Consider the following 21,702-nt stretch of genomic DNA (forward strand, 5'->3'; position numbering starts at 1 on the left):
CATGCGGTCCGTCGAGCCTCGACGATTGACCACTTGCAGGGTGGAGGATCATAGGAAGGTGACGTTTGCGGTGCATTACCTCGTGCCGGCGGCCGGTCTGCTGCCCGTGCCGGACGGCGACGATGTGCTGGTGTTCGACGCGACGATCGCCGTCGAGGCGGGGGAGCGCACCGTCGTGTTCTCCGTGTTCGCCGAGGGCGCCGGCCTGCGGATCGCCACCGACCTCGACCACACCGCGCTGCTGCGCCGCGAGCTGGCCGAGGTCGCCGCCGTCGCGGCGGTTGACGCTTGGGTGCTGGAGCGGGCGCCGGGCGCGATCCGGCTGCACGAGCTGCTGCTCGACGTGCTGCCGCCGCGGGCGGACGCCGAGCGCTGGTTGGTCGCGAGGGACCCGGCCGGCGACTACTGGCGAGCGTTGGGGCGGCCGCGGTGAGGCTGCGGTTCGGCAGCCGCGCGGTACAACGGCAGGCCTCGACCGAATGACCGGATCTGCCGTACCGAGCGCGTGGGCAGCCGGTGCACCCGTCGCCGTCGGTAGCCGAGTCTCGCTGGTACGGACGTTCGGCATTGCCGATGTGCGGACACGGGTCGCAAGCGACCTGTCATCGTCCTTCGATGGCGATCGACTTGCGCGTGGCGGACAACCGAGATGTGTCGTTCCTCGTCCAGGCGGATCTTCACGTCGACCGGCAGGAGCTCCACGGGGTCATCGAGGTCGGTCGAGTCACCGTTGCCGTGGAAGACACGTTCATCCAAGGAGCCCTTTCCATCCTGGTGGTGCTGGTCAGGAATGACATGCGAGCGAGGCAGGGCAGGGGGTGACATGAGGGGAGGCTTCGGTAGGACCTTGGCGGTTTCAACTGCCGCGGGCAACGTGCGCAGGCTTGCGCTGGAACCGCCGCCTGTGGCGCCGACATATGTCCAGGTTCGACAGGGCCGATGATTCCGCGCCGCGGAGCAGGGCAGAAGGCCCTCTCAGTTGGGCCGACCAGGGTTGTGCCGAGGTTCGGTTGTGCCGTGAACGTCCTACCGGGCTGGCGTCGCCGTTCTGCCGCGAGCGAATCCGCTTGTCTTGTTGCGGCGTGCTGCGGAGGATCGGTGGATGGATCTTCTCACCGCGGAACGGCAACTTCAAGCCGCCCAGCGCGCTGCCGACGTCGAGTCCCTCGACGCGCTACTGCACCCGCAGGTCGTGGGTGCCGGACCGGACGGCACGGTCTTTACGAAGGAAGACGACTTGGAGAGCTACCGCTCCGGTGCACTGCGAATCACCAGCCTGGTGGAGGAGTCGCTCGACGTCCAGGAAGACGGTCAGACTGGGGTGACTCGCATGGTCGCTGCGGTGGATGCCGTTCAGGGCGGTGCCGCTATGTCCGCACGGTTGCGCTACACCCGACTTTGGGTGCGTGAGGACGGCAACTGGCGGGTGTTGGCCGCCACCCTCGTCCCGGTCTAGTGAGCCTTTTCAACTGCCGTGTACCAGGTTCTCGAGGTGATGAAGGACGAGGATGGAGTGCACGAGCGCGGTTGACCTTACTTCTGCCAGTGGGACAGTTTCGGCCGGTAGCGGTGGCGCTTGAACGGTGTGCGGATGCTGCCGTGGGCGCGGGCTTGACCACCTCACCGCGCACGGCCTGATCCTGGAAATGCTCGCCGGACCCCTGCCCGGCCTCTACGACCCCACAGGCCCCGGCCGGATCCTGTTCGCGTTCTTCGCCGTGATGGCCGAGGGCAAGATGGATGAAGCAGGAACCGGTTGCCTGTCTGGTGGGCGTCGCCTGCCACGGCCGTCGGCGCCCACCAGGCAGAGAACGTTGTGCTACCGCGCTGCAGCCGTAGGGAGGACGCGCAGCCGGCTGACCGGTGAGGCGGCGAGCGCGATCACCACCGCTGCCGAGGCAATGGCCGCGGCTGCCAACGCGGGTCTGGCGCCGATGGCCCCGGCGAGAATGCCCGCGGTGAGTCCGCCGAGCGCTCCGCCGCCGAACAGCAGGGTTCGGAAGACTGCGGTCATCCGACCCATCATCGGCTGCGGGGTGAGCGTCTGACGAAGGCTGACGATGATGACGCCGGCCACGCCGAGTCCCAGGTAGGTGGTGAAGAAGGACAGGGTGAACATCGCCGTCATCACTGGACGGGGACCGGCGGCCGTGACGATCATCGCCGGGCCCAGCAGCAGGGCGGACTGGGCGATGAGGTAGACCCGGCCGATGGGGAACCGGTCTATCACCTTCCGGGAGATGACCGCCCCGAGCAGGCCTCCGATCGATGCCGTTGCGAAGATGCCGCCGAGTGTGGTCGAGCTCAGGTGCAGCTCCCGTGTGCCGTACAGCAGGAACATCGTCCAGACCGTGATCATCGAGAAGTTGCAGCAGAACCCGATGGCCGCCAGCCACCGCAGGATGCGGTCGTGCAGCACCCACCGCAGACCATCGCGTAACTCGGTTCCGAGGTGGCGGTCCTGCGCCGCCCGCGTCGATCGGGGTTCGGGGGTGCGGATCAGCAGGAGCGACACGACCGAGACCAGGAAGGAGCCGGCGTTGGCGATCAGTGCCATGGGTGCGGTCAGGATGCCGATCAGGACACCGGCGAGACCGGGCCCGGCCACGTCCGCCACGGACGAGCTGACGCCCATCTTGGCGCTGGCCTCGACGTAGTGCCTGGGGTCGCGGACAAGGGTGGGCACATAGGACATCCAGCTCACGTCGAAGAGTACGGAGGCGACGCCGATCGCGCTCGCGATGACCAGCAGTGCTGCCATGTTCAATGCGTGCGCCGAGTAGAGGATCGGCACCATCGCGAGCAGTGCCAGCCGGGTCAGGTTGGCGGCGAGCATCACGTTGCGTCGGCGGGCGCGGTCAACCCAGACTCCGAACACCAATGCCAGGCCGATGTACGGGGCCAGCTGTAGGAAGCGCAGGATTCCGACCTGCTCATCGGTCGCGCTGAAGGCGTGGATCGCCATCAGGGGTAGGGCGAGGTTGGTGACCTGCGTGCCGAGTAGCGACAGGGTCTCGCCGAGCCAGAACGTGAGGAAGTCGCGGTTGTGCCACAGGCTTGCCGACGGCGTGGCAGCTGGAGCCTGGCTGGTGGTGTCTACGGCCGCCATTTCTCCTACCTGCCGGCCGAAGGACTGGCGGCGAGTTCCGCGACCGCGCCGGCGACCGCGTCCACCTCGTCCTCGGTGTTGTAGTAGTGCGGTGACAGGCGCATGGCCCAGGTGATGTCCTTGTCGGCGAAGTCGAACTGGGCGAACTCCCGGTAACTGAGCGCCGAGTTGATCCGGCGGTGGTCCATGGCCTGTTTGAACGGTTTTGGTGACCATCCGGCGACGTCGAAGGTGACCAGTGCGGCGGGGCGTGGACCGCGGTCGAGCACGCGTACGCCGGGGATCTGGGCCAGCTGCTCGCGCAACCGGGTGGCCAGCTCGGGCGTGCGCCGGGAGATCGGCTCAATGCCGACCGCGAGGGCATAGCGGGTGGCGACGGCGCTGCCGATGACGGCGGCGTAGGGGAACTCCCAGTCCTCGAAGCGCGCGGCGGTGTCGACCGGCCGGTAGGTGTCCGGCCCGGTCCAACGGGCGCCGTACATGTCGATGAACAGCGGCTCGTACCCGGCCCGCAGGGCGCGGTCGCTGACGTAGAGAAAGCCGGTGCCGCGCGGCCCGCGCAGGAATTTTCGGCAGGTCGCGGTGAGGAAGTCGCAGCCGATCTCGTCAACGTTGATCGGGTACTGGCCGACTGACTGGCAGGCATCGACCAGATACATCAGGTCGAGCTCACGGCAGTGGTGGCCGATCTCCGCGACGGGCTGGACCAGACCGGAGTTGGTGGGGACATGTGTCGCAGCGACCAGCCGCGGCCGCCGCGCGCGCATGAGCGCGGCCATCGCGTCGACGTCCACGCCGCTGCCGTCGGGATGATCGGCGGCGTGCACGATCTCGATGCCGAACCGCTTGCGCAGTGACAGGAAGGCGATCTGGTTGGAGATGAAGTCGTTGCGGGTGGTGAGGATGACGTCGCCGGGCTCGAACGGGATGGATGACAGCGCCCGGGTGTAGGCGTCGGTGGCGCTGGCGGCGAACGCGATGTTGCCCGGTCCGGAACCGATCAGGTCCGCGACGGCGGCGTAGAAGTCGCCGACCTGGACAGCCCTGGCGTCGGAGGCCTCGTAGCCGCCGACGCGCGCCTCCAGGTCCAAGTGCTCGACCATCGCCCGGTGCACCGGGCGGGCCAGCAGACCGCAGCCGGCGTTGTTGAAGTGGATGACCGTCTCGCAGCCGGGAGTGTCTGCCCGTAGCGCCGGGACGTCGAGGAGCGGTTCTCCGATCGGCAGGAAAGCGCTATTGTTGTCTCTCATGTCAGAGAGTAGCACTATCGAGCGTCTCGTCACGAGCCTGCGGGCGGAGATCGCGCGCCTCACTCCTGGTGATCGGCTACCGAGCAGCCGCGACCTGGTACGCCGTCACGCGGCGAGCCCGGTGTCGGTCGCTCGTGCCGTCGCCGTGCTGGCGGCCGAAGGCGCCGTCGTGACCCGGCCGGGTAGCGGAACGTTTGTCGCCGCCCGAAGCTCCCGGGCGTTCGGGGCGCCTCCGGACACCTCTTGGCAAGCCGTGGCGCTCGCCGACCGCAGCATCGACGCCCACACCGTCACAGATCTGCTCCGCGCACCGCCTGCCGACGCGATCACGATGGCCGGCGGCTATCTGCACCGCTCGCTGCAGCCGACCAAGGCACTTGGCGACGCCCTTGCCCGGGCGGCGCGGCGGCCCGACGCGTGGGACCGGGCGCCGACGGCTGGGCTGGAGACGCTGCGGGCCCTGTTCGCGTCGTTCGCGGGCGGCGATGTCGACACTGACGACGTGCTCATCACCAGTGGCGGGCAGGACGGCCTTTCGATGGCGTTCCGCGCGATCGCCGCGCCGGGCAGCCCGATCCTGGTCGAATCGCCCACATACCAGGGCGCCCTTGCGGCCGCCCGCGCCGCAGGCCTGCGCCCGGTCCCTGTCCCTGTCGACGATGACGGTATCCGCCCGGACCTGCTCGCAGACGCGTTCGCCACCAGCGGCGCCCGGCTTCTGTACATCCAGCCGACCTTCCACAACCCGACCGGCGCAGTGCTTTCCGCGCAACGCCGCCCTCAGATCCTCGACGTCGCCCGTGCCGCCGGCGCATTCATCCTCGAAGACGACTTCGCCCGCCTGCTCGGCCACGGCGGCGCGGTGCCCCGTCCGCTGGTCGCCGACGACGCCGACGGCACCGTGGTCTACCTGACGTCACTGACCAAGCCCGCGTCACCGAGCCTACGGATCGGTGCCCTGATCGCCCGGGGCCCGGTGATGGCCCGGTTACGCGCCATCCGGCTCGTCGACGACTTCTTCATCTCACGCCCAATACAGGAAGCCGCCATCGAACTGCTCAGCGCCCCCGCCTGGGATCGCCACCTGCGCAGCCTGGCCACGGCGCTGCGCGAGCGCTGCACGGCACTCACCGCCGGCTTGGCCCGTCATACGCCTGAATGGACAGTCATGCGCATCCCCGCAGGCGGCCTGCACCTGTGGGTCCGCCTTCCCTCGAACGACCTTCATCACATAACCGACGCCGCGCAAACACACGGGGTGGCCGTCAGCCCCGGTAACGGCTACTTCGCAGCCGAACCACCCAGCGCGTACATGCGAGTGGGGTTCGCAGCCGCGGCGGATCTCGCCCAGCTGGCAGAGGGCGCCCGTCGGCTGGGCGAGGTAGCCCGCGGGAGATCGACGCGTCTAGCCAGCCGCTGAACCTCTATCCCTCAAGCTCTGGCCTCCACGCTACGAGGGGAAGGCCAGCCACTCCCTTCTCGGAGTCTTGGCCGTGGCGTTCGTGCGCGCCTCGGCCCTGATCCGCGTCAACCCGGCCTATAACCTCGACGGGCATCGATACTTTCTCTAGCATGGCTATTCCGCGACGAAAGCTGTGACCCCACGGCCATCAGGAGACTGTCATGTTCAGGCGTACCCTCGCGACGCTCGCTGCGGCCCTTCTCGGCCTGTCTGCTCTGGCGGCTCCCGCCGCGGCGGCCCCGGCAGCGGAGCCTTCCGCCCTCGCTGTCGGGTCCACACTGTCCGCACCTACCGGTTGCACCACCTCGATCGAATGGGTCGTCGAGGGAAACAGCTACTACCAGGGCCGCGGCAAGGTGACCTGCTCGACCGGGCGCTACAAGGTGAAGATCCAGTGCCGCAACGCTCAGACTGGCGTGGGCTACGTCGTCTACGGCACCGAGGTCGTCAACGCCCCGAGCACCGCCACCACCACGTGCTACAGCGGGAACGTCGCGGAGAAGGTGTATGCCGTGCAGGATCCGCCGGGCACCGGCGTCACCGGCTGCGCACCGTGGATGGAGTGGGTCCACGAGGGCAGTAGCCACTATTACGGTCGGGGCAGGGTCCAGTGTGACACCGGTAGCTACCGGGTGAAGATCCAGTGCCGCAACGCTCAGACTGGCGTGGGCTACGTCGTCTACGGCACCGAGGTCGTCAACGCCCCGAGCACCGCCACCACCACGTGCTACAGCGGGAACGTCGCGGAGCAGGTGTATGCCGTGCAGGATCCGCCGGGCACCGGCGTCACCGGCTGCGCACCGTGGATGGAGTGGGTCCACGAGGGCATCAAGCGCTACTACGGTCGGGGCAGTATCCAGTGTGACACCGGTAGCTACCGGGTGCAGATCCAGTGCCGCAACCTCCAGACCGGCGTAACTTACGTCGTCTACGGTGCCTACACGGTCTCCGCCCCGAACATCGCCACCACCACCTGCTACAGCGGGAACGTCGCCGAGGTCGTGGTGGCCGCGCCTTAAAAACCCTGCGCTGGTAAGGATGTCCGAGAAGCGCTGGCAGGATCTCCGGGTACGAGCTGACGACCCGGTTACGCCCGCACGCAGACCGAGTCCTGGGAGTGTGTCGATTTCGGCGCTGTCTCACATCGGTGGTGACATTACGTAGCGTCAGCATTGCCGACAGAGATGACGGGCGGTGCCCCGGTCTCAGCGGTGAGCCGGTTGACCGCGTGGCTGCCCGGGTCCGTACCGTCGCTGAGCCCTGCCGCCCAGGATCAGCTGACGATCCTGGCGCCGTTGGTCGCGGCCCGCTCCATCCCGTCGATGATCCAGGGCATGCCGCCGAATCCCTCGTCGGCGAGCACCTTGCCGATCATCAGTTCCGCACCCGGAGCGACACTCTTACGCGTTCCGCCGGTGCCGGCGACGGTGGCCGCCACGTGCGTGCCATGCCCGTGCCCATCGGTCAACGCCGACACACCCGGCACGGAGCTCTTCGACCTCACCACCTTGCCCTGTAGGGCCGGGTGGGCGGCGTCGAATCCGGTGTCCAGCATCGTGACCTTCACCCCGGTGTCGTCGCTCCGGCGGCCCAGGCCTCCGGAGCGACGATCAGCGGCACGCGGCCGAGGTCGCCTTTCGCCGCTGGCTCACCGCCCGAACGTGCCCGCAGCACGTGGGCTGACTTCCTGCGTACGCCCTGTTGGGCCTGTGGCGTCTTCGTGACGGTTGCCCTGGCGGGAGCGCGGCTGTACGTGCTCGCAGCAATCGAGCACGGTTTTTCCGGATGTCCATGTCCGACTCGTGAACTCTCGCACTAACCAACCTATCGCTTGTTTGGTAAACTCGGCGACATGCTGGCTCCCAGATCCGCGCCAGGGAGTCGCCTCGCTACGCAAGGAGACCTCACGATGAAGGTGCTCGTGGTCGGTGGAACCGGCATGATCGGGGCCCACACTGCCCGCTACCTGCGGGACCGGGGAGACGACGTCACCGTCGCCGCCCGAGGGGCGGTTGATGCGGACTCGCCCGTCGCCGACCTGCCCGTCCTCCGTGGGGACTACACCCGCCAGACCTTCACCCGGGAGGACCTGACCCCCTTCGACGCGGTCGTCTTCGCCGCGGGGCAGGACGTGCGCCATCTGCCCCGCGACGTCAACGAGACTCAGTTCTGGAAGGAGGCCCAGAGCGCGGGAGTGCCGGCCTTCGCCGCGCTCGCCAAGAGTGCGGGTGTCTCCCGCTTCGTCCAGGTCGGCAGCTACTACCACCACCTGCGACCCGCCCTGGCCGACTCCAGCGCCTACGTCGCCGCCCGCCGCGACGCCGACGAGGGAGCCCGGGCGCTGGCTGACGCCTCCTTCACGGTCTGCACCCTCAACCCGCCCTCGATCATCGGTGCCATCCCCGGCATCACGGCCAAGCGCTACCGCCGCATGGTGTCCTGGGCAGCCGGCAACGAGCCGCAGATACCCGACCACGCACCGGCTGGGGGCACGAACTACATGTCGGTCCGGTCCCTGGCCGAGGCGGTCGGCGGCGCGCTCGACCGTGGCACGGCGGGCGCGGCATACCTCGTCGGTGACGCCAACCTCACGTTCGCGCAGTTCTTCCAGCTGCTCGTCGACGCGGCCGGGGGCAACCGCACCATCGCCGAGCTCGACGAGCCGCACCCCTTCATGCCCGACTCGATGATCGTCCAGGGCCGCGGGAACGTCCTTGCCTACGAACCGGATCCGGCCGAGACCGCACTGCTCGGCTACACCCGCGGTGACTGCGAGCGCGCCGTCGCCGAGCTCGTCGAGGTCGTGCGCGCGGCGACCGCTCCCGCAGCGTGACCAGCCTCGACGCGGGCGACCTCACCGCGCTGCGCGTACTCTCCGAAACGTATGCCGCAGCCGCCGACGACCGTGACGCAGCCGCGGTCGGCGCGCTCTTCGTCCCGGACGGCGTCCTCGTCGTCCCCGAGCCGCCGGCTCACCTCGACCCCCACGTGTCCCACGTCGGCCGTCCCGCTGTCGTGGCCGCGCTCGGGGCACTCGCCGGCACCCTGGCGACGACCCACGTCGTGGCCGGGGCACGCTACCTGCCGACGTCGACCGGGGCCCGTGGCCGGGTCCGCGGCACGGCCCACCACCTGCTGCCCGGTCGCGAAGGGCCCTGGGACCTCGTCTGGTTCCTGCACTACGACGACGAGTACGCGCACACCGACGAAGGATGGGCCTTCACGCGTCGCGCGGTGACCATCAACTGGATCGAACGCCACCGTGTCTCCGTGACCAGGATCGACGAGGAAGGAACCGGCAGATGAGCGCCGCCCGCAGGCTCGAGGACCAGATCGCGGTCGTCACCGGCGGTGCCCTCGGGATCGGCGGCGGCATCTCCCGCCGCCTCGCCGCCGCGGGTGCCCACGTCGTCCTCGTCGACATCGACGGGGAGGCCGCCGTCGACACCGCCGCCGACATCCGTAGCGCCGGCGGCGAGGTCGAGGTCGTCATCGCCGACGTGCGCACCGCTGACGGTGTCGCCACCGCGGTCGCCGCCGCGTCGGCCCTCGACTCGGGGCGGGTCGACGTGCTCGTCAACAACGTCGGCGACTTCCGCCCGGCCTCCAAGACCTTCCTGCACTCGACCCCGCAGCAGTGGCAGGCGCTCTACGAGATCAACCTGTGGCACGTGCTCGCGATGACCCATGCGCTGCTGCCCGGCATGGTCGAGCGAGGCCGTGGTGCCATCGTCAACAACTCGACCGTCGAGGCCTTCCGGGGTATCCCGGCGTGCGCCCCGTACTCCGCCTACAACGCCGGGGTCAGCGCTTTCACCAGGAGCCTCTCCGTCGAGGTCGCCGGCTTCGGGGTGCGGGTCAACGCGATCGCGCCCGACCTCGCCGACACACCCCAGACGCCGGCCGCGGCGATGCTGCGCGGACGTGACCCGGAGCTCGTCCGCACGTGGATCCCCGTCGGGCGCTTCGGCGAGCCCGACGACTACGCCGCCGTCGTCGAGTTCCTCGCCAGTGACGACGCCCGCTTCGTCACCGGGCACACGATCCCCGTCGACGGAGGGACCCTGGCCGCCTCGGGCTGGTACGCGCGGGTCGACCGCAAGGGCTGGTCGAACATGCCCAACGAGGCCTGACTGCGGGCGCCGGGACCCACGCAGGGGTCCCGGCGCACCCGGCCGTTCTCAGTCGCGGCGGTCGAGGCCGAAGAGCTCGGCTGCCGCCGCGAGCTGGTCGAGGTATTCGGCCAGCTCGCGGTGCCGCACGACGAGGTTGACCACGGTGGCCCCCGCCTCGCCGAGCCGGCCGACGAGGTCGAGCGCGGCCTCCGGGTCGCCCTTCGGGTCGAGGCGGGCCGGAGGCGTGATGACGACGTCGAACCCCTCCGGCAGGTCGTGCTCGGCGAGCATCCGCGGCAGGGTCTGCAGGTCCGGACCGCGATAGGTCACCGGGGCTGGCGCCCACCCGTCGCCCAGGGTGACCGCGCGCCGGAGGGCACGCTTGCTGTGACCGCCGACCCAGATCGGGACCTTCTCCTGGACCGCGTGCGGGCTGATGACCTGCTCGGTGAAGTGGTAGTACTCCCCGTGGTAGGTCGCGAGCCGCACCGACAGCGACGCCCGCAGGGCCCGCAGGGCGTCGTCCGCCCGTGGTCCGCGGTCGGCGAACGGGCGTCCGAGCAGCGCGAACTCCTCCTCGAGGTTGCCGACGCCCACTCCGAGGACGACCCGCCCGCCGCTGAGGTGGTCGAGGGTGCCGTACCGCTTGGCCAGCTCGAGCGGATGGTGCAGCCCGAGCACGAGCACGTATGGCAGGAAGCGGATCCGCTCCGTGATCGCCGCGAGGTAGGAGAACGTCGCGACCGGGTCGTAGAAGCGTTCACCCCGGGCCAGCCCTTCTGGCACGCTGACATGCTCCGGGCAGGTGAAGAACTCGAACCTGAGCCGGTCGGCGGTCGTGAAGACCTCCCGCAACTCGGCGACCCCGGCTTCGGCCTCCCACGCGGGCCGGGGCCCGGAGTCGGCCAGAACGGGGGCGCTGAGGCCGATACGCACGGGCTCAGGCCTCGGAGTCGACGGCGCGGGCGAGAATGTCGCGGCCCTCGTCGGTGCCGTCGAGCTGGCGGTTCCAGCGGTGGGTCACCTTCCAGCCCTCGTCGGTGCGGGTGAACTCCCACCGGTTGGAGCCGGTGCGCCAGATCCGGTAGCCGTTCTCGTCGGGAGCGTTGAGCACGAGCTGCGAGTAGTTCGTCACGACGGCCCGGTCGCCGTCGACGACGATGTGCGGCAGGCCCATGAGGTGGGCGGCGCCGGAGTGGATCAGGGCCTGGTGCCGCTCGCCGATCACCATGCCGCGCAGCGCGTCCCGGCCGGTGAGCACGACCGGGTAGGTGTCGTACACGCCCTCCTCGGTCCACATCTGGGCGGTGACCTCGGCTGAGCCGCTGTCCACGGCGGGGCCGTAGCCGGCGACGATCTGCCACAGGGCGAGCTGGTCCTCGGCGGCGGCGAGGCGCCGTTCGGCCTGCTCGAGGCGCGCCTCGAGCAGGGCGAGCCGGTCGGGCTGCGAGTCGGTCATGGTGGGGTTCCTTTCCGATCGGGCCTCTCGGGCCGATCCGGGCCGGTGGCCGGTCAGGTCGTGGACGTGTTCGTCTCGAAGCGTTCCGGGGTGAGTTCGCGCAGCGCGGCCATCTGCTCGAGGTGGTGGGCCGCCGAGGTGGCCACGAGGCTCGCGTTGACCGCGGTCGCCCCGACCGCATCGGCCGTGTTCAGGCGTTCGCGGGAGCCGTCCGGGTCCCCGAGCGGGTCCAGCGGCGGGATCTGCAGCACGAGGTCGAAGTCGTCCGGACGCTCCACGGAGGTCCACAGGCGGGTCAACTCCTGCGGCCCGAGGCCGAACGGCGCCCACCCGGTGCCGTGCGCCACGGCGCGGCGCAGCGAGCGGCGGGTGCGTCCACCGAACCACAGCGGCACCGCTGTGCGCGGCGCGTGCGGTTCGACGACGAAGTCGGTGAACGTGAACCGGGGCCCCTCGTGGTGCGGCACGGCCCTGCCCCATGCGGCGCGCAGGGCCACGATCGCCTCGTCCGCGACCGCGCCGCGCTCAGCGAACTCGGCGCCGAGCAGGTCGAACTCCTCTTCGAGGCTGCCGACACCGACCCCGAGGATGACGCGCCCGCCGCTGAGCAGGTCGAGGGTGCCGTAGGTCTTGGCGAGGGCCAACGGGTGGTGGTAGCCGATGACGACGACGTTCGTCGCGAGCCGGACGCGGCGCGTCGCCGAGGCGAGGAACGACAGCGTGGCCACGGGGTCGAAGTACGTCGCGCCCCGCTCGACGGCGATCGGGGCGGGCACCGCGACGTGCTCGCTGCACGTCAGGTGGTGGTAGCCCAGGTCGTCGGCGGCGCGGGCGATGGCCAGCAGCGCGCCGCCGACGTCGGGGCCGGCCAGGACCTCCCGCTCCCAGGCGGCTGCGGTGCGCGGGTGCTGGACGACGACCGGGGTGAGCAGTCCGATGCGTGCGGTCACGACAGGGTCTCCGATCCGGCGCCGCTGCGCGGCGCGCTGGTGGTCTCGTCGCTGGGGTCGCCGGCCGCAGGCGGGTCGCAGGCCGCAGTACTCGTCGGGATTCTCCGGAGGCGTACGAGCAGCGCACCGAAGTCCTCGTCGTCGTCCGGGTCGAGCGGCAGCCCGAGCCCGAGTCCGTCGGCGAGCCCGCCGTAGGCCTGCTCGAGTACGTCCGGCAGCTCGGCATAGGTGCCGTGCGGGATGAGCGTGGCCAGGGTCTCGTCGTCGAGGGTGTCGGCGAGTCCCGCCCAGCGCCCGGAGGCGGCCATCTCGGCGAGCCGTTCGCCGACCCGGCCCAGGCCGAGCCGATCCAGGGTCGTGCGGTAGGCCGGGGTGGAGAAGAGGAACGCCAGCTCCTGGCGGGCGGAGTCGCGACTCGCGGCGAGTGCGGCCTGCGTCGGACCGGTGATCGACTTGGACACGACGACAACCCGCGGGATCCCGGCGCGTCCGGCCCGTTGGGCCCCGGCGCGGAGTGCGGGGAGCACGACCGTGCGCAGGTGACTCGGGTGCGAGTTCGTCGCGTGGGTGACAAAGCCGTCGGCGAGTTCGCCGGCCACCTCGCAGACGCGCCGGTTGACCCCGCCGGTGTAGAGCGCCGGGGCCGCGGTCGACAGCGGGCCGGGGTTGAAGTAGGGCTGGAGCCGGGTGAAGCGGTAGTGGCTGCCCTCGTGCTCCAGGGGCCCGCCCGTGGTGAACGCGGCGAAGATCGCCCGGATCGAGGCGAGGTAGTCGCGCAGGTTCTCGGCCGGCCGGTCCCACGGCACCGAGAAGCGGCCGACGATGTTGCCGCGTACCTGGGTGGCCAGACCGAGCTGGAAGCGACCCTCGGAGAACCGCGCGAGGTCCCATGCGGCGTATGCGGTCACCATCGGGCTGCGGGGGAAGGCCAACGTCATGCTGGTGCGTACGGTGATCCGGCTGGTGTGCTCGGCTGCGAGCAGGGCGACCGCCAACGAGTCGTGCGTCGTCTCGGGGACGTGGACGGTGTCGAAGCCGAGCCGTTCGATGCGCGCCACGACCGCGGGCACCTCGCGTAGCGCCGTCGTCGGCGGCAGCGTCGTGGCCAGCTCCATCGGGGTGACGGGTACCTGTGGTGCCGTCATGGGATGCGGCCAGCCAGGGCGGCGTCGACGACCTCGTCGCCACTGACGATCCGGGCGAGCTTCTCCAGCCGGGGCGCGCGGCGCAGGTGCGCCCCGCCCTCGACTGGCAGGCACGCGCCGGTGATCCACGAGGACTCGGGACCGCACAGGAAGCGGACCGCGGCGGCGATGTCCTCGGTGCGTCCGACTCGTGACAGGGGCTTCTCGGCGACGGTCGCGGCGGCCAGTTCGGGGTCGGCCAGCAGCAGGCCGGGGTTCTCCCCGTCGGTGGCCACGATGCCGGGGCGCACGACGTTGACCCGCACCGCGAGGTGGCCGAGCTCGTCGGCGGCGACCCGCACGAGCGCCTCGAGCGCGGCCTTGCTCACCGAGTACGACGGCATGAACGGGAAGGAGTGTCCGCCCGCGCTCGAGGAGGTGCACACGATCGAGCCCCCACCGTGCGCGGCCAGGGCCTGTCCGCCGTGCCGGATCGCGTGCAGCGCGGTCGTGACGTTGCGCCGGAAGTCGTGCTCGAGGGTTTCGGCGTCGAGGGCGAGCACGGGACGGAAGGTGCCGCCGCCGACCGTCGTGACGACGGCCGCCAACGGGGTCTCGTCGGCGACGCGTACCGCGGTGGCCACGTCCTGCTCGAGGGCGGAGTCGCCGACGCTGACCCGCACGGGCAGCGCCCCGGGAGCGGCTGCGGCGATCGTCACGGCCGCCGCCCGCAGCGTCGCCTCGGTGCGCCCCATGATCGTTACGGTGGCCCCGTCGGTGGCCAGCGCGGCGGCGATGGCGCGGCCGAATCCGCCGCCCCCGCCGATGACGAGCGCACCGCGGCCGGCGAGCGGACCGGGTGAGGTTCTGGTCGGGTCGGGACTCGTGCTCATGCCTGTTCCCTCGGGAGCCGTCGGAACTTCTCCCGCGTCGACGGGTCGTCCATGAGCACGAAGGTGCCCGTAGCCGTGACGCACGTCAGGTCCCCGACGCGCAGCTCGCCGGAGCTGCGCACCTTGCGCCCGTCGCGCCCGTCGTGCCGGGCCAGGATCGTGATCGTCGAGCCGATCGGGATGGCCGCGCGGAAGGAGATGTCGAGCCCGACGGTTACCGCGGCATATCCGGCGCGGGCGTTGGCGATGCCGAGGGCGTGGTCCATGAGCATGGCCGAGGTGCCGCCGTGTATGTGCCCCGGGGGTCCCTGGAAGGCCAGCCCCAGGGTGACCTCGCCGCGCAGTGATCCGTCAGGCTCGACCCAGAGACTCACCGGCGGCGACAGCGGGTTCTCGGTGCCGCCGGCGGGGTCGAAACGGCCCGGGCCAGGCTGGCGCCACATCGTCGCGATCCGCTCGGAAAGGTCTGGGGCGTGGGCGTCGATCCGGGCGGTGAGCACGTCGAGGTCGGCCACGATCCGGTCGGCGTCCGCGTCGATGGCCCCGCCCGCGCGGGCGATCGCGTCGACGAGCCGGCGGGTGGCTGAGGCGACGGCGTCGATGCCGGTGTCGCGGGGATGTGCCGTGGCGAGGGTGGCTTCCACCGGGCGGACTCCTTTGGCCGGTCAGGGCAACCAAGCGCTTGCTTGATCGCACCTTAGCGACCCGGCGGCGCCCTGGCAACGGTTGCGCCCTGGCGTCGTCCCCCCGTTGGTCGCGGGGGCGTTCGCCCGTTGACGCACCCGCATCCTGCCCTTACCGTTCCCAATCGAGCGCTTGGTTGGATCGCGGGGAGGCCTCACGCCGGCAGCCTCGGGGGACACCGGCGCCGGTCAGGTCCAGGCGCGTACCACGCCGCCGACGCCATCCATCACCCATCGTGACCATCGCGCCCTCACGGCCACTGCCGAACGGCCGCCGGCACCCAGCCGCCCCAGGCACCCGGGGCCCCGCCAGCGGCCCGGAGCCGCTCCCGGCTCGGACCGCAGGTCAGGAAAGGAGCACCGTGTCTCGCCTCCCGCACCACCGACGCCTCGCCGTCGCCGTCAGCCTGCTTGCCACCCTCGCCGTCGGAGCCTGCTCCGGCACCCCGACCAGTAACCCCGGCGCCACCGGTGCCGGCACAGGTGAGATCGACCCCAACGCCGTCCTGCGGGTCACGGCCTCGTCCCCGTTCCAGAACCTCGACCCGGCCCAGCCGGCCCCCGGCGGTTACCCCTACCTCACGCTGATCTACGACCGGCTCACCATGGTCGACTCCAGGGACGAGATCGTCCCCGGCCTGGCGGTCTCGTGGACCTACGCCAAGGACGGCTCCTACCTCGAGCTCGCCCTGCGCGACGACGTCACCTTCCACGACGGGACGCCCTTCGACGCCAACGCCGTCAAGGTCAACATCGAGCGCGGCCAGACGCTGCCGACGAGCACCATCAAGCAGGATCTCGCCGACATCACCGGCGTCACCGTCGTCGACGCGCGCACCGTGCGCCTCAACCTCAAGCCGGGCACCGGCGCGGTGCTCCCCTCGGCCCTGGCCACCGCCGCCGGCATGATGGTCTCGCCCAAGGCGATCGCCGACGGCGTCGACCTCAAGCGCGCCCCCGGCAAGGCCGGCTCGGGCCCGTACGTCGCCACCGAGTTCGTGCCCAACGAGAAGTACGTCCTCAAGCGCGCCGAAGGCACCTACTGGGACCCGAACGCCGGGCGCCTCGCCGGGATGGAGATCACCCGCGTCCCCGAGGGCGCCACCCGGCTCAACGGCGTCATCAGCGGTCAGACCGACCTCAGCTTCGTCTCCTCGGCCAACGAGGTCGTCCAGGCCCGCCAGTTCGGCGAGGCCGGCCAGCTCAAGGTGACCACCCGCCCGTTCCGCAACGTCCTCGGCATCCTGCTGCGCGCCAACATGGGCGACCTCAAGGACAAGCGGGTCCGTGAGGCCATCGCACGCTCGGTCGACCCGGCCGCCATCCGCGCGCTCTTCGCCGACACGTGCACGCCCACCCGCAGCATCTACCCGGGCAGCCCGTGGGAGGACCCGGCGGCGACCTACCCGTACGAGTTCGACCTGGCCAAGGCCAAGGCACTGATCGCCGAGGTCGGCGGGGCCAAGGTGTCGATCAGCTTCTCCGCCGGCACCAACACCGAGCAGCCCGCCACCGCCATCCAGGCCGCCATGTCCCAGGTCGGCATCGACGCGAAGCTCAATCCGACGCCGAACTCCGAGACCGAGGCCCGCTTCATCGCCGGCGACTTCGAGCTTGAGGTGTCCAACACCTTGAACCCGCGCCTCGACCCGGCGGGCACGGTGAGCAACTACCTCACCGGCAACTACAAGCTCGCCACCGACCCCGAGGCCATCGCCCCGATCGTGGCCAAGGCCGCCGACCCCCGCTCCAGCGTCGAGGAGCGCGCCAAGCAGTACCACCAGCTGTGGGAGCAGCTGTTCACCGAGGCGTGGTTCATTCCGGTCTGCAACCTCACCAACGCCACCGTCGCCTCCCCGAAGGTCGTCGGGGCCGAGCAGCTGCCGTGGACCAACCTCGGCCTGTTCGACCTGCGCACCGTCGCGATGACGAAGGGCTGAGTTTCAGGTCCCCACCCGTCGGCCGGCCGGTCGCCCACCGCGACCGGCCGGCCCGAAGAAAGGTAGCCAGAGCCAGTGACCCGCCCCACCGCAGCCACCCCCTCCTGCCCGCCCTGTCCCGCCTGCTCGACGAGCAGCCGGACCTCGCCCTCACCCTCGCCGGCACCCCGTTCACCGTGGCTGAGCTCGATGCCGCGTCGCGTCGCCTCGCCGGGTTCCTCGCCGACCGCGTCGCTCCCGGCGACCGCGTCGTCATCCTCGCCCGCAACGGCCGCCTGGCCCTGATCGCCTGGTGGGCGACGACGCTGTGCGGCGGTTTCGTCGTCCCGCTCAACACGAGCAACCGCGGCCCCGTACTGGCCCACCAGGTGCTCGACGCCGACCCGGTCGCGATGATTCTCGAGGACGAGTTCGTGCCCGTCCTGGACGACGCCCTCGTCGGCACAGGGCTACGGGCACCGGTTCTCGTCGGCGCCCCCGTGGCCGGCCGGCCCTCCTCGGGCTTGGTGCCCGCCTGGGCCACCGAGGTCATCGACTTCGACGCCGCCGTCGCCGAGGGCTCGGCGGTGACGACCACCCCGGACCTCGACGCGTATGCCACCAGCCACCTCATCTATACGGCCGGCACGACCGGACCGTCCAAGGCGTGCATGGTCAGCCACGGCTACGTGGCGAACATGGCCCGCCAGATGCACGAGAACCTCGGGCGCCACCCCGGTGACGTCCTGTGGTCGGCGATGCCGCTGTTCCACATGGCCGCCGTCGGGCACGTCATGGGTTCGCTCCAGCTCGGCTCGGCCATGGACGTCGCGCAGCGCTTCTCGGTCCGTGGCTTCTGGGACGAGATCCTGCGCTCCCGCGCGACGATGGCCGCGCTCATGGGCTCGATGCTGCCGATGATCGTCGGCGCCCCCGAGTCCGAAGCTGCCCGCAAGGCCTTCGGCCAGTTGCGCGTCGTGTCCGGCTCGCCGGTCACCGCCGACCTCGCTGCTCGCTGGACCGAGCGGTTCGGCGTCGAGCGGGTCGGCTCGGGTGCCTACGGCCTGACCGAGGCCGCCCTGATCACGCTCACCCCGCCGGGGGGCTACCGCGCCGGGGCCGCCGGCAAGATCAACGAGTCCTTCGAGGTGCGCATCGTCGACGAGCACGACAACCCGCTGCCCGTCGGCGCGGTCGGCGAGATCGTCGCCCGCCCCACCCGCCCGGCGATCATGTTCAACGGCTACTGGCGCCAGCCGGAGAGGACCCTGGAGGTCTTCCGGGGCCTGTGGTTCCACTGCGGTGACTACGGCCGGCTCGACGAGGACGGCTACCTCTACTTCGTCGACCGTGGAAAGGACTACCTGCGCCGCGGCGGCGAGAACATCTCCAGCTTCGAGATCGAGGGCATCGTCGCGACCCACCCGACCGTCGGCGAGGTCGCCGTCCACGCGGTTCCCTCCCCCCTGGCCGAGGACGACCTCAAGGTGACGGTCGTGCCCGCGCCCGGCGCGCAGATCGACCCCGCAGAGCTCTTCGAGTGGTTGCACCCGCGGATTCCGCGGTATGCCGTCCCCTCCCACATCGAGGTCCGCACCGAGTTGCCCAAGAACGCCGTCGGGCGGATCCTCAAGCGGGTCCTGCGCGAGGAGGGCGTGACCCCACAGACGTGGAGCACGGACCCCCGCGCCGTGACCGGCACCGCGGTCCGGGCCGGCGCCGGGGAGCAGGCATGAGCGACGCCCCGGGGACGGTCACCGACCAGCGGTCCGAGGGGCCGCTGGCCGGCCTGCGCCTTCTCGAGCTCGGTGGGCAGGGACCGGTGCCGTTCGCGACGATGATGCTCGCCGACCTCGGTGCGCAGGTCGTACGGGTCGACCCGCCCGGCGAGCCCGACCGGCGGGAGCGCGCGGAGGTCAACGCGATCGACCGCGGCCGTACGACCGTCACGCTCGACCTGAAGTCCGAGGCCGACCGGCTGCTCGTGCACCGGCTGCTCGCCGACGCGGACGTGCTGCTCGACCCGTTCCGTCCCGGGGTGCTCGAACGTCTCGGCCTGGACCCGGTCGAGCTCACCGAGCGGTACCCGCGCCTCGTCGTGGCGCGGATGACCGGCTGGGGCCAGGACGGCCCCCTCGCCGCGGCCGCCGGGCACGACCTCAACTACATCGCCGTCTCCGGGGTGCTCGACACGATCGGCCTGCCCGACGCCGGCCCCGTCGTGCCGCCGATGTACCTGGCCGACTTCGCCGGCGGCGGCATGGTGCTGGCCTTCGGCGTCCTGGCCGCCCTGCACGAGCGCGTCTCCTCCGGGCGTGGGCAGGTCGTGGACTCCTCGATGCTCGAGGGCAGCGGGCTGCTCACCGTCGTCATCCAATCGATGCTCGCGCGGGGCGCCTGGAACCTCACCCGTGGAACGAACTACCTCGACGGTGGGGCGCACTTCTACCGGGTGTACCGCACCGCCGACGACAAGTTCATGTCGGTCGCGGCCATCGAGGCGAAGTTCTACCGCACATTCCTGCACACCCTCGGCCTCGATCCGGAGGACGGGCCGGGGCAGTTCGACGAGTCGGGGTGGGCCGGCTGGGCCGGGCGGATCGCGCCGGTCTTCGCCGGACGCACCCGGCAGGAGTGGACCAGCGTCTTCGAGAGCGTCGACGCGTGCGTGCACCCGGTGCTGGACATCGCCGAGTCGGCCGAGCACCCGCAGGTGCGTGCCCGGGGCGCTGTCGTCGAGGTCGAGGGGGTCGCCCAGCCGGCCCCGGTGCCCCGCTTCTCGCGGACGCCCGCCGGCATCCCGCGGGCCCCGCGGCGCCGTGGTGAGGACACCGACCGGGTGCGCTCGGCGCTCGCCGAGGCCAGCCCGTGGGAAGCCCTGTCAAGGCCTTGACCTGCGTCACACCCCACCTTACGATCTCGACCAAGCGCTTGCTTGTTGCCGCTGATCCGCATTCGACGACGAACGAGACGGAGCGACGTCAATGACGACTCAGACCCCGGTAGCCCGAACCTCGGGGACCGCCGTCTTCGGCGACATCGTGCGCGGGCGCACGGGTGACGATCACCCGGGCCTCCTCTTCGAGGGCCGCACCATAACCTGGGGCCAGGTCGTGCAGGAAGCCGCCGACCGGGCCGCAGCCCTGGCCGACGTGCCCCGGCCCGCGGGCAGGCCGCTGCACCTGGGGGTGCTCCTGGAGAACACCCCCGACCACGTGTACTGGATCTGCGCGGCCGCGCTGGCCGGTGCCACCGTCGTCGGGATCAACCCGACCCGACGGGGCGCCGAGCTGGCCCACGACGTGCGGCACACCGACTGCGACCTGCTCATCACCGAGGACCGCCTCGCCGGCCTCATCGACGGGCTCGACCTGGGCATCCCCGCCGAGCAGGTGCGCAACATCGACTCCCCGGAGTACGCCGCCTGGCTGGCCCGGCGCGCCGGCGCGCCGGCGCCCGTCGACGAGGTGGACCCCGGTGCCGACCTGCTGCTCATGTTCTCCTCGGGCTCGACCGGGGCACCCAAGGCGGTCATCTGCTCGCATGGGCGCCTCGCCGCGGTCTCCGAGGCGCTGCTGGCCCGCACCGAGCTGACCCGCGACTCGGTCACTTACCTGTCGATGCCGCTGTTCCATGGCAACGCCGTCATGCTCAACCTCGGGCCCGCCATGGTCTGCGGCGCGACGATCTGCATGGTCCGCAAGTTCTCCGCGTCCGGCTTCGTGCGTGACGTGCACGAGCACGGCGTCACCTACTTCAACTACGTCGGCCGGGCCCTCGCCTACGTCCTGGCCCAGCCGGTCGACCCGCGCGACGCGACAAGCACGCTGCGCCGCGCCGTCGGCACCGAGGCCTCGGCCGCCGACATCGCCCGCTTCACCCAGCGCTTCGGCGCCGTCATCTCCGAGGGCTACGGCTCCAGCGAGGGCGTCATGCGGATCAACCGCACCCCCGAGACGCCCGACGAGGCGCTCGGCGTGGCCGTCGCCGGCGCCGAGATCAAGGTCATGAACGAGGCCACCGGGCTGGAGTGCCCGCCGGCCAGGCTCGACGGGACCGGGCGGCTCGTCAACGCCGAGGAGGCCATCGGCCAGCTCGTCGGAGTCGGCATGGCTGCCCGGTTCGAGGGCTATTACAAGAACCCCGAGGCCGCCGCCGAGCGGGTCCGCGGCGAGGACTTCTGGTCCGGGGACCTGGCCTACCGCGACGCCGACGGCTACTTCTACTTCGCCGGCCGCTCCTCGGACTGGATCCGCGTCGACAGCGAGAACTTCGCCGCCGGACCCGCCGAGCGGATCATCGAGCGCTGGGACCGGGTGGCGGTCGCCCCCGTCTTCGCCGTGCCCGACCCGCGCACCGGCGACCAGGTCATGTGCGCGCTCCAACTGCGTGGCGGCGCCAGCTTCGACCCCGAGGCGTTCACCGCCTTCCTCGACGAGCAGGCCGACCTCGGCACCAAGTGGCGGCCCCGCTTCGTGCGGATCGTCACCGAGATCCCCACCACCGGCAACAGCAAGGTCGCCAAGCAGGTCCTGCGCCGTGCCGCCTGGGTCACGACCGACCCCGTCTACGTCCGGGACGGCGCGTCCACCGCGTACCGCCCGCTCACCACGGCGGACGTCCAGGACCTCGAGAAGCAGTTCGCCGACAACGGACGCACCGCCCTCCTGCCGGCCGCCTGACCCGCCGGCCCGCCCCGCACACCGACTGGCGTCCCACGCCCCGAGAAGAGGACATC

General features: G+C 71.0%; 21 protein-coding genes. 12 read left to right on the plus strand and 9 right to left on the minus strand.

The window, feature by feature from the left end; all coding sequences use genetic code 11:
• Nucleotides 1–58: 58 nt before the first annotated feature.
• The 3 genes from GA0070608_RS20390 to GA0070608_RS20400 all read left to right on the plus strand — a co-directional run bounded on the left by GA0070608_RS20390 (nucleotide 59) and on the right by GA0070608_RS20400 (nucleotide 1,456).
• The gene (locus GA0070608_RS20390; protein ID WP_141719510.1) at nucleotides 59–433 is read left to right on the plus strand and encodes a hypothetical protein; all 375 of its coding nucleotides are present in this window, start codon (nucleotides 59–61) and stop codon (nucleotides 431–433) included.
• 182 nt (nucleotides 434–615) lie between these two features.
• Nucleotides 616–822 carry a hypothetical protein gene (locus tag GA0070608_RS20395; protein ID WP_176733774.1) on the plus strand — a complete coding sequence of 69 codons (207 nt, stop codon included), beginning with the start codon at nucleotides 616–618 and terminating at the stop codon, nucleotides 820–822.
• 280 nt (nucleotides 823–1,102) lie between these two features.
• Nucleotides 1,103–1,456 (plus strand): nuclear transport factor 2 family protein, encoded by a 354-nt coding sequence (locus GA0070608_RS20400; RefSeq protein ID WP_091630158.1) that lies wholly within the window; start codon nucleotides 1,103–1,105, stop codon nucleotides 1,454–1,456.
• Between the two features lie 363 nt (nucleotides 1,457–1,819).
• Here the strand turns inward: GA0070608_RS20400 and GA0070608_RS20405 are convergent, their stop codons facing one another.
• Nucleotides 1,820–3,109: an MFS transporter gene (locus tag GA0070608_RS20405; protein ID WP_091630159.1), complete on the minus strand. Its 1,290-nt coding sequence runs from the start codon at nucleotides 3,107–3,109 to the stop codon at nucleotides 1,820–1,822.
• Between the two features lie 5 nt (nucleotides 3,110–3,114).
• Complete coding sequence (locus tag GA0070608_RS20410; RefSeq protein WP_091630160.1) at nucleotides 3,115–4,359, minus strand: aminotransferase class V-fold PLP-dependent enzyme; 1,245 nt, start codon at nucleotides 4,357–4,359, stop codon at nucleotides 3,115–3,117.
• On the opposite strand from GA0070608_RS20410, the gene GA0070608_RS20415 reads away from it, so the two are divergent.
• Entirely contained in the window at nucleotides 4,358–5,779 is a 1,422-nt protein-coding gene (locus tag GA0070608_RS20415) for an aminotransferase-like domain-containing protein (protein WP_091630161.1), read from the plus strand. The genes GA0070608_RS20410 and GA0070608_RS20415 overlap by 2 nt on opposite strands.
• Before the next feature lie 203 nt (nucleotides 5,780–5,982).
• Entirely contained in the window at nucleotides 5,983–6,840 is an 858-nt protein-coding gene (locus GA0070608_RS20420) for a hypothetical protein (protein ID WP_091630162.1), read from the plus strand.
• Nucleotides 6,841–7,094: 254 nt separating this feature from the next.
• On the opposite strand, the gene GA0070608_RS20425 is transcribed toward GA0070608_RS20420, so the two are convergent.
• Nucleotides 7,095–7,388, minus strand: coding sequence for a S8 family serine peptidase (locus tag GA0070608_RS20425; protein ID WP_425413238.1), 294 nt, complete (start codon nucleotides 7,386–7,388; stop codon nucleotides 7,095–7,097).
• A 342-nt stretch (nucleotides 7,389–7,730) separates the two neighbouring features.
• Between GA0070608_RS20425 and GA0070608_RS20430 the strand changes: the two genes are divergently transcribed.
• From GA0070608_RS20430 to GA0070608_RS20440, 3 genes are read left to right on the plus strand one after another with little or no spacing between them, the layout of a single operon-like run.
• Nucleotides 7,731–8,654, plus strand: coding sequence for an NAD-dependent epimerase/dehydratase family protein (locus GA0070608_RS20430; RefSeq protein ID WP_091630163.1), 924 nt, complete (start codon nucleotides 7,731–7,733; stop codon nucleotides 8,652–8,654).
• Complete coding sequence (locus GA0070608_RS20435; RefSeq protein ID WP_091630164.1) at nucleotides 8,651–9,127, plus strand: nuclear transport factor 2 family protein; 477 nt, start codon at nucleotides 8,651–8,653, stop codon at nucleotides 9,125–9,127. Before GA0070608_RS20430 ends, GA0070608_RS20435 begins: the two co-directional genes overlap by 4 nt.
• Nucleotides 9,124–9,954, plus strand: a complete 831-nt coding sequence (locus GA0070608_RS20440; RefSeq protein WP_091630165.1) for an SDR family NAD(P)-dependent oxidoreductase — start codon at nucleotides 9,124–9,126, stop codon at nucleotides 9,952–9,954. Before GA0070608_RS20435 ends, GA0070608_RS20440 begins: the two co-directional genes overlap by 4 nt.
• Nucleotides 9,955–10,002: 48 nt before the next feature.
• On the opposite strand, the gene GA0070608_RS20445 is transcribed toward GA0070608_RS20440, so the two are convergent.
• Genes GA0070608_RS20445 through GA0070608_RS20470 form a run of 6 tightly spaced genes read right to left on the minus strand, consistent with a single transcriptional unit; the run spans nucleotide 10,003 to nucleotide 15,006 of the window.
• A complete protein-coding gene (locus tag GA0070608_RS20445; protein ID WP_091630166.1) occupies nucleotides 10,003–10,872 on the minus strand; it encodes a TIGR03619 family F420-dependent LLM class oxidoreductase in 870 nt (289 codons plus the stop codon).
• Nucleotides 10,873–10,876: 4 nt separating this feature from the next.
• Nucleotides 10,877–11,395, minus strand: coding sequence for a nuclear transport factor 2 family protein (locus GA0070608_RS20450; RefSeq protein ID WP_091630167.1), 519 nt, complete (start codon nucleotides 11,393–11,395; stop codon nucleotides 10,877–10,879).
• 53 nt (nucleotides 11,396–11,448) lie between these two features.
• Entirely contained in the window at nucleotides 11,449–12,345 is an 897-nt protein-coding gene (locus tag GA0070608_RS20455) for an LLM class F420-dependent oxidoreductase (RefSeq protein WP_091630168.1), read from the minus strand.
• On the minus strand, nucleotides 12,342–13,490 hold the full coding sequence (locus tag GA0070608_RS20460; protein WP_218107535.1) for a TIGR03617 family F420-dependent LLM class oxidoreductase: 1,149 nt from the start codon (nucleotides 13,488–13,490) through the stop codon (nucleotides 12,342–12,344). Before GA0070608_RS20460 ends, GA0070608_RS20455 begins: the two co-directional genes overlap by 4 nt.
• Complete coding sequence (locus GA0070608_RS20465) at nucleotides 13,487–14,362, minus strand: SDR family NAD(P)-dependent oxidoreductase (RefSeq protein WP_091630170.1); 876 nt, start codon at nucleotides 14,360–14,362, stop codon at nucleotides 13,487–13,489. The genes GA0070608_RS20460 and GA0070608_RS20465 overlap by 4 nt, the downstream gene beginning before the upstream one ends.
• On the minus strand, nucleotides 14,359–15,006 hold the full coding sequence (locus GA0070608_RS20470) for a PaaI family thioesterase (protein ID WP_091630171.1): 648 nt from the start codon (nucleotides 15,004–15,006) through the stop codon (nucleotides 14,359–14,361). The genes GA0070608_RS20465 and GA0070608_RS20470 overlap by 4 nt, the downstream gene beginning before the upstream one ends.
• 401 nt (nucleotides 15,007–15,407) lie before the next feature.
• Here GA0070608_RS20470 and GA0070608_RS20475 point away from each other — a divergent pair, with 401 nt between their 5' ends.
• From GA0070608_RS20475 to GA0070608_RS20490, 4 genes are all read left to right on the plus strand, one after another.
• Nucleotides 15,408–16,985 (plus strand): ABC transporter substrate-binding protein, encoded by a 1,578-nt coding sequence (locus tag GA0070608_RS20475; RefSeq protein ID WP_091630172.1) that lies wholly within the window; start codon nucleotides 15,408–15,410, stop codon nucleotides 16,983–16,985.
• Nucleotides 16,931–18,700, plus strand: a complete 1,770-nt coding sequence (locus GA0070608_RS20480; RefSeq protein WP_281186137.1) for an AMP-binding protein — start codon at nucleotides 16,931–16,933, stop codon at nucleotides 18,698–18,700. The genes GA0070608_RS20475 and GA0070608_RS20480 overlap by 55 nt, the downstream gene beginning before the upstream one ends.
• Nucleotides 18,697–19,857 (plus strand): CaiB/BaiF CoA transferase family protein, encoded by a 1,161-nt coding sequence (locus tag GA0070608_RS20485; RefSeq protein ID WP_091635615.1) that lies wholly within the window; start codon nucleotides 18,697–18,699, stop codon nucleotides 19,855–19,857. Before GA0070608_RS20480 ends, GA0070608_RS20485 begins: the two co-directional genes overlap by 4 nt.
• A 91-nt stretch (nucleotides 19,858–19,948) precedes the next feature.
• Nucleotides 19,949–21,646: an AMP-binding protein gene (locus GA0070608_RS20490; RefSeq protein ID WP_091630174.1), complete on the plus strand. Its 1,698-nt coding sequence runs from the start codon at nucleotides 19,949–19,951 to the stop codon at nucleotides 21,644–21,646.
• Nucleotides 21,647–21,702 lie beyond the last annotated feature (56 nt).

The sequence above is a fragment of the Micromonospora peucetia genome, assembly GCF_900091625.1.
Lineage (GTDB): Bacteria > Actinomycetota > Actinomycetes > Mycobacteriales > Micromonosporaceae > Micromonospora > Micromonospora peucetia.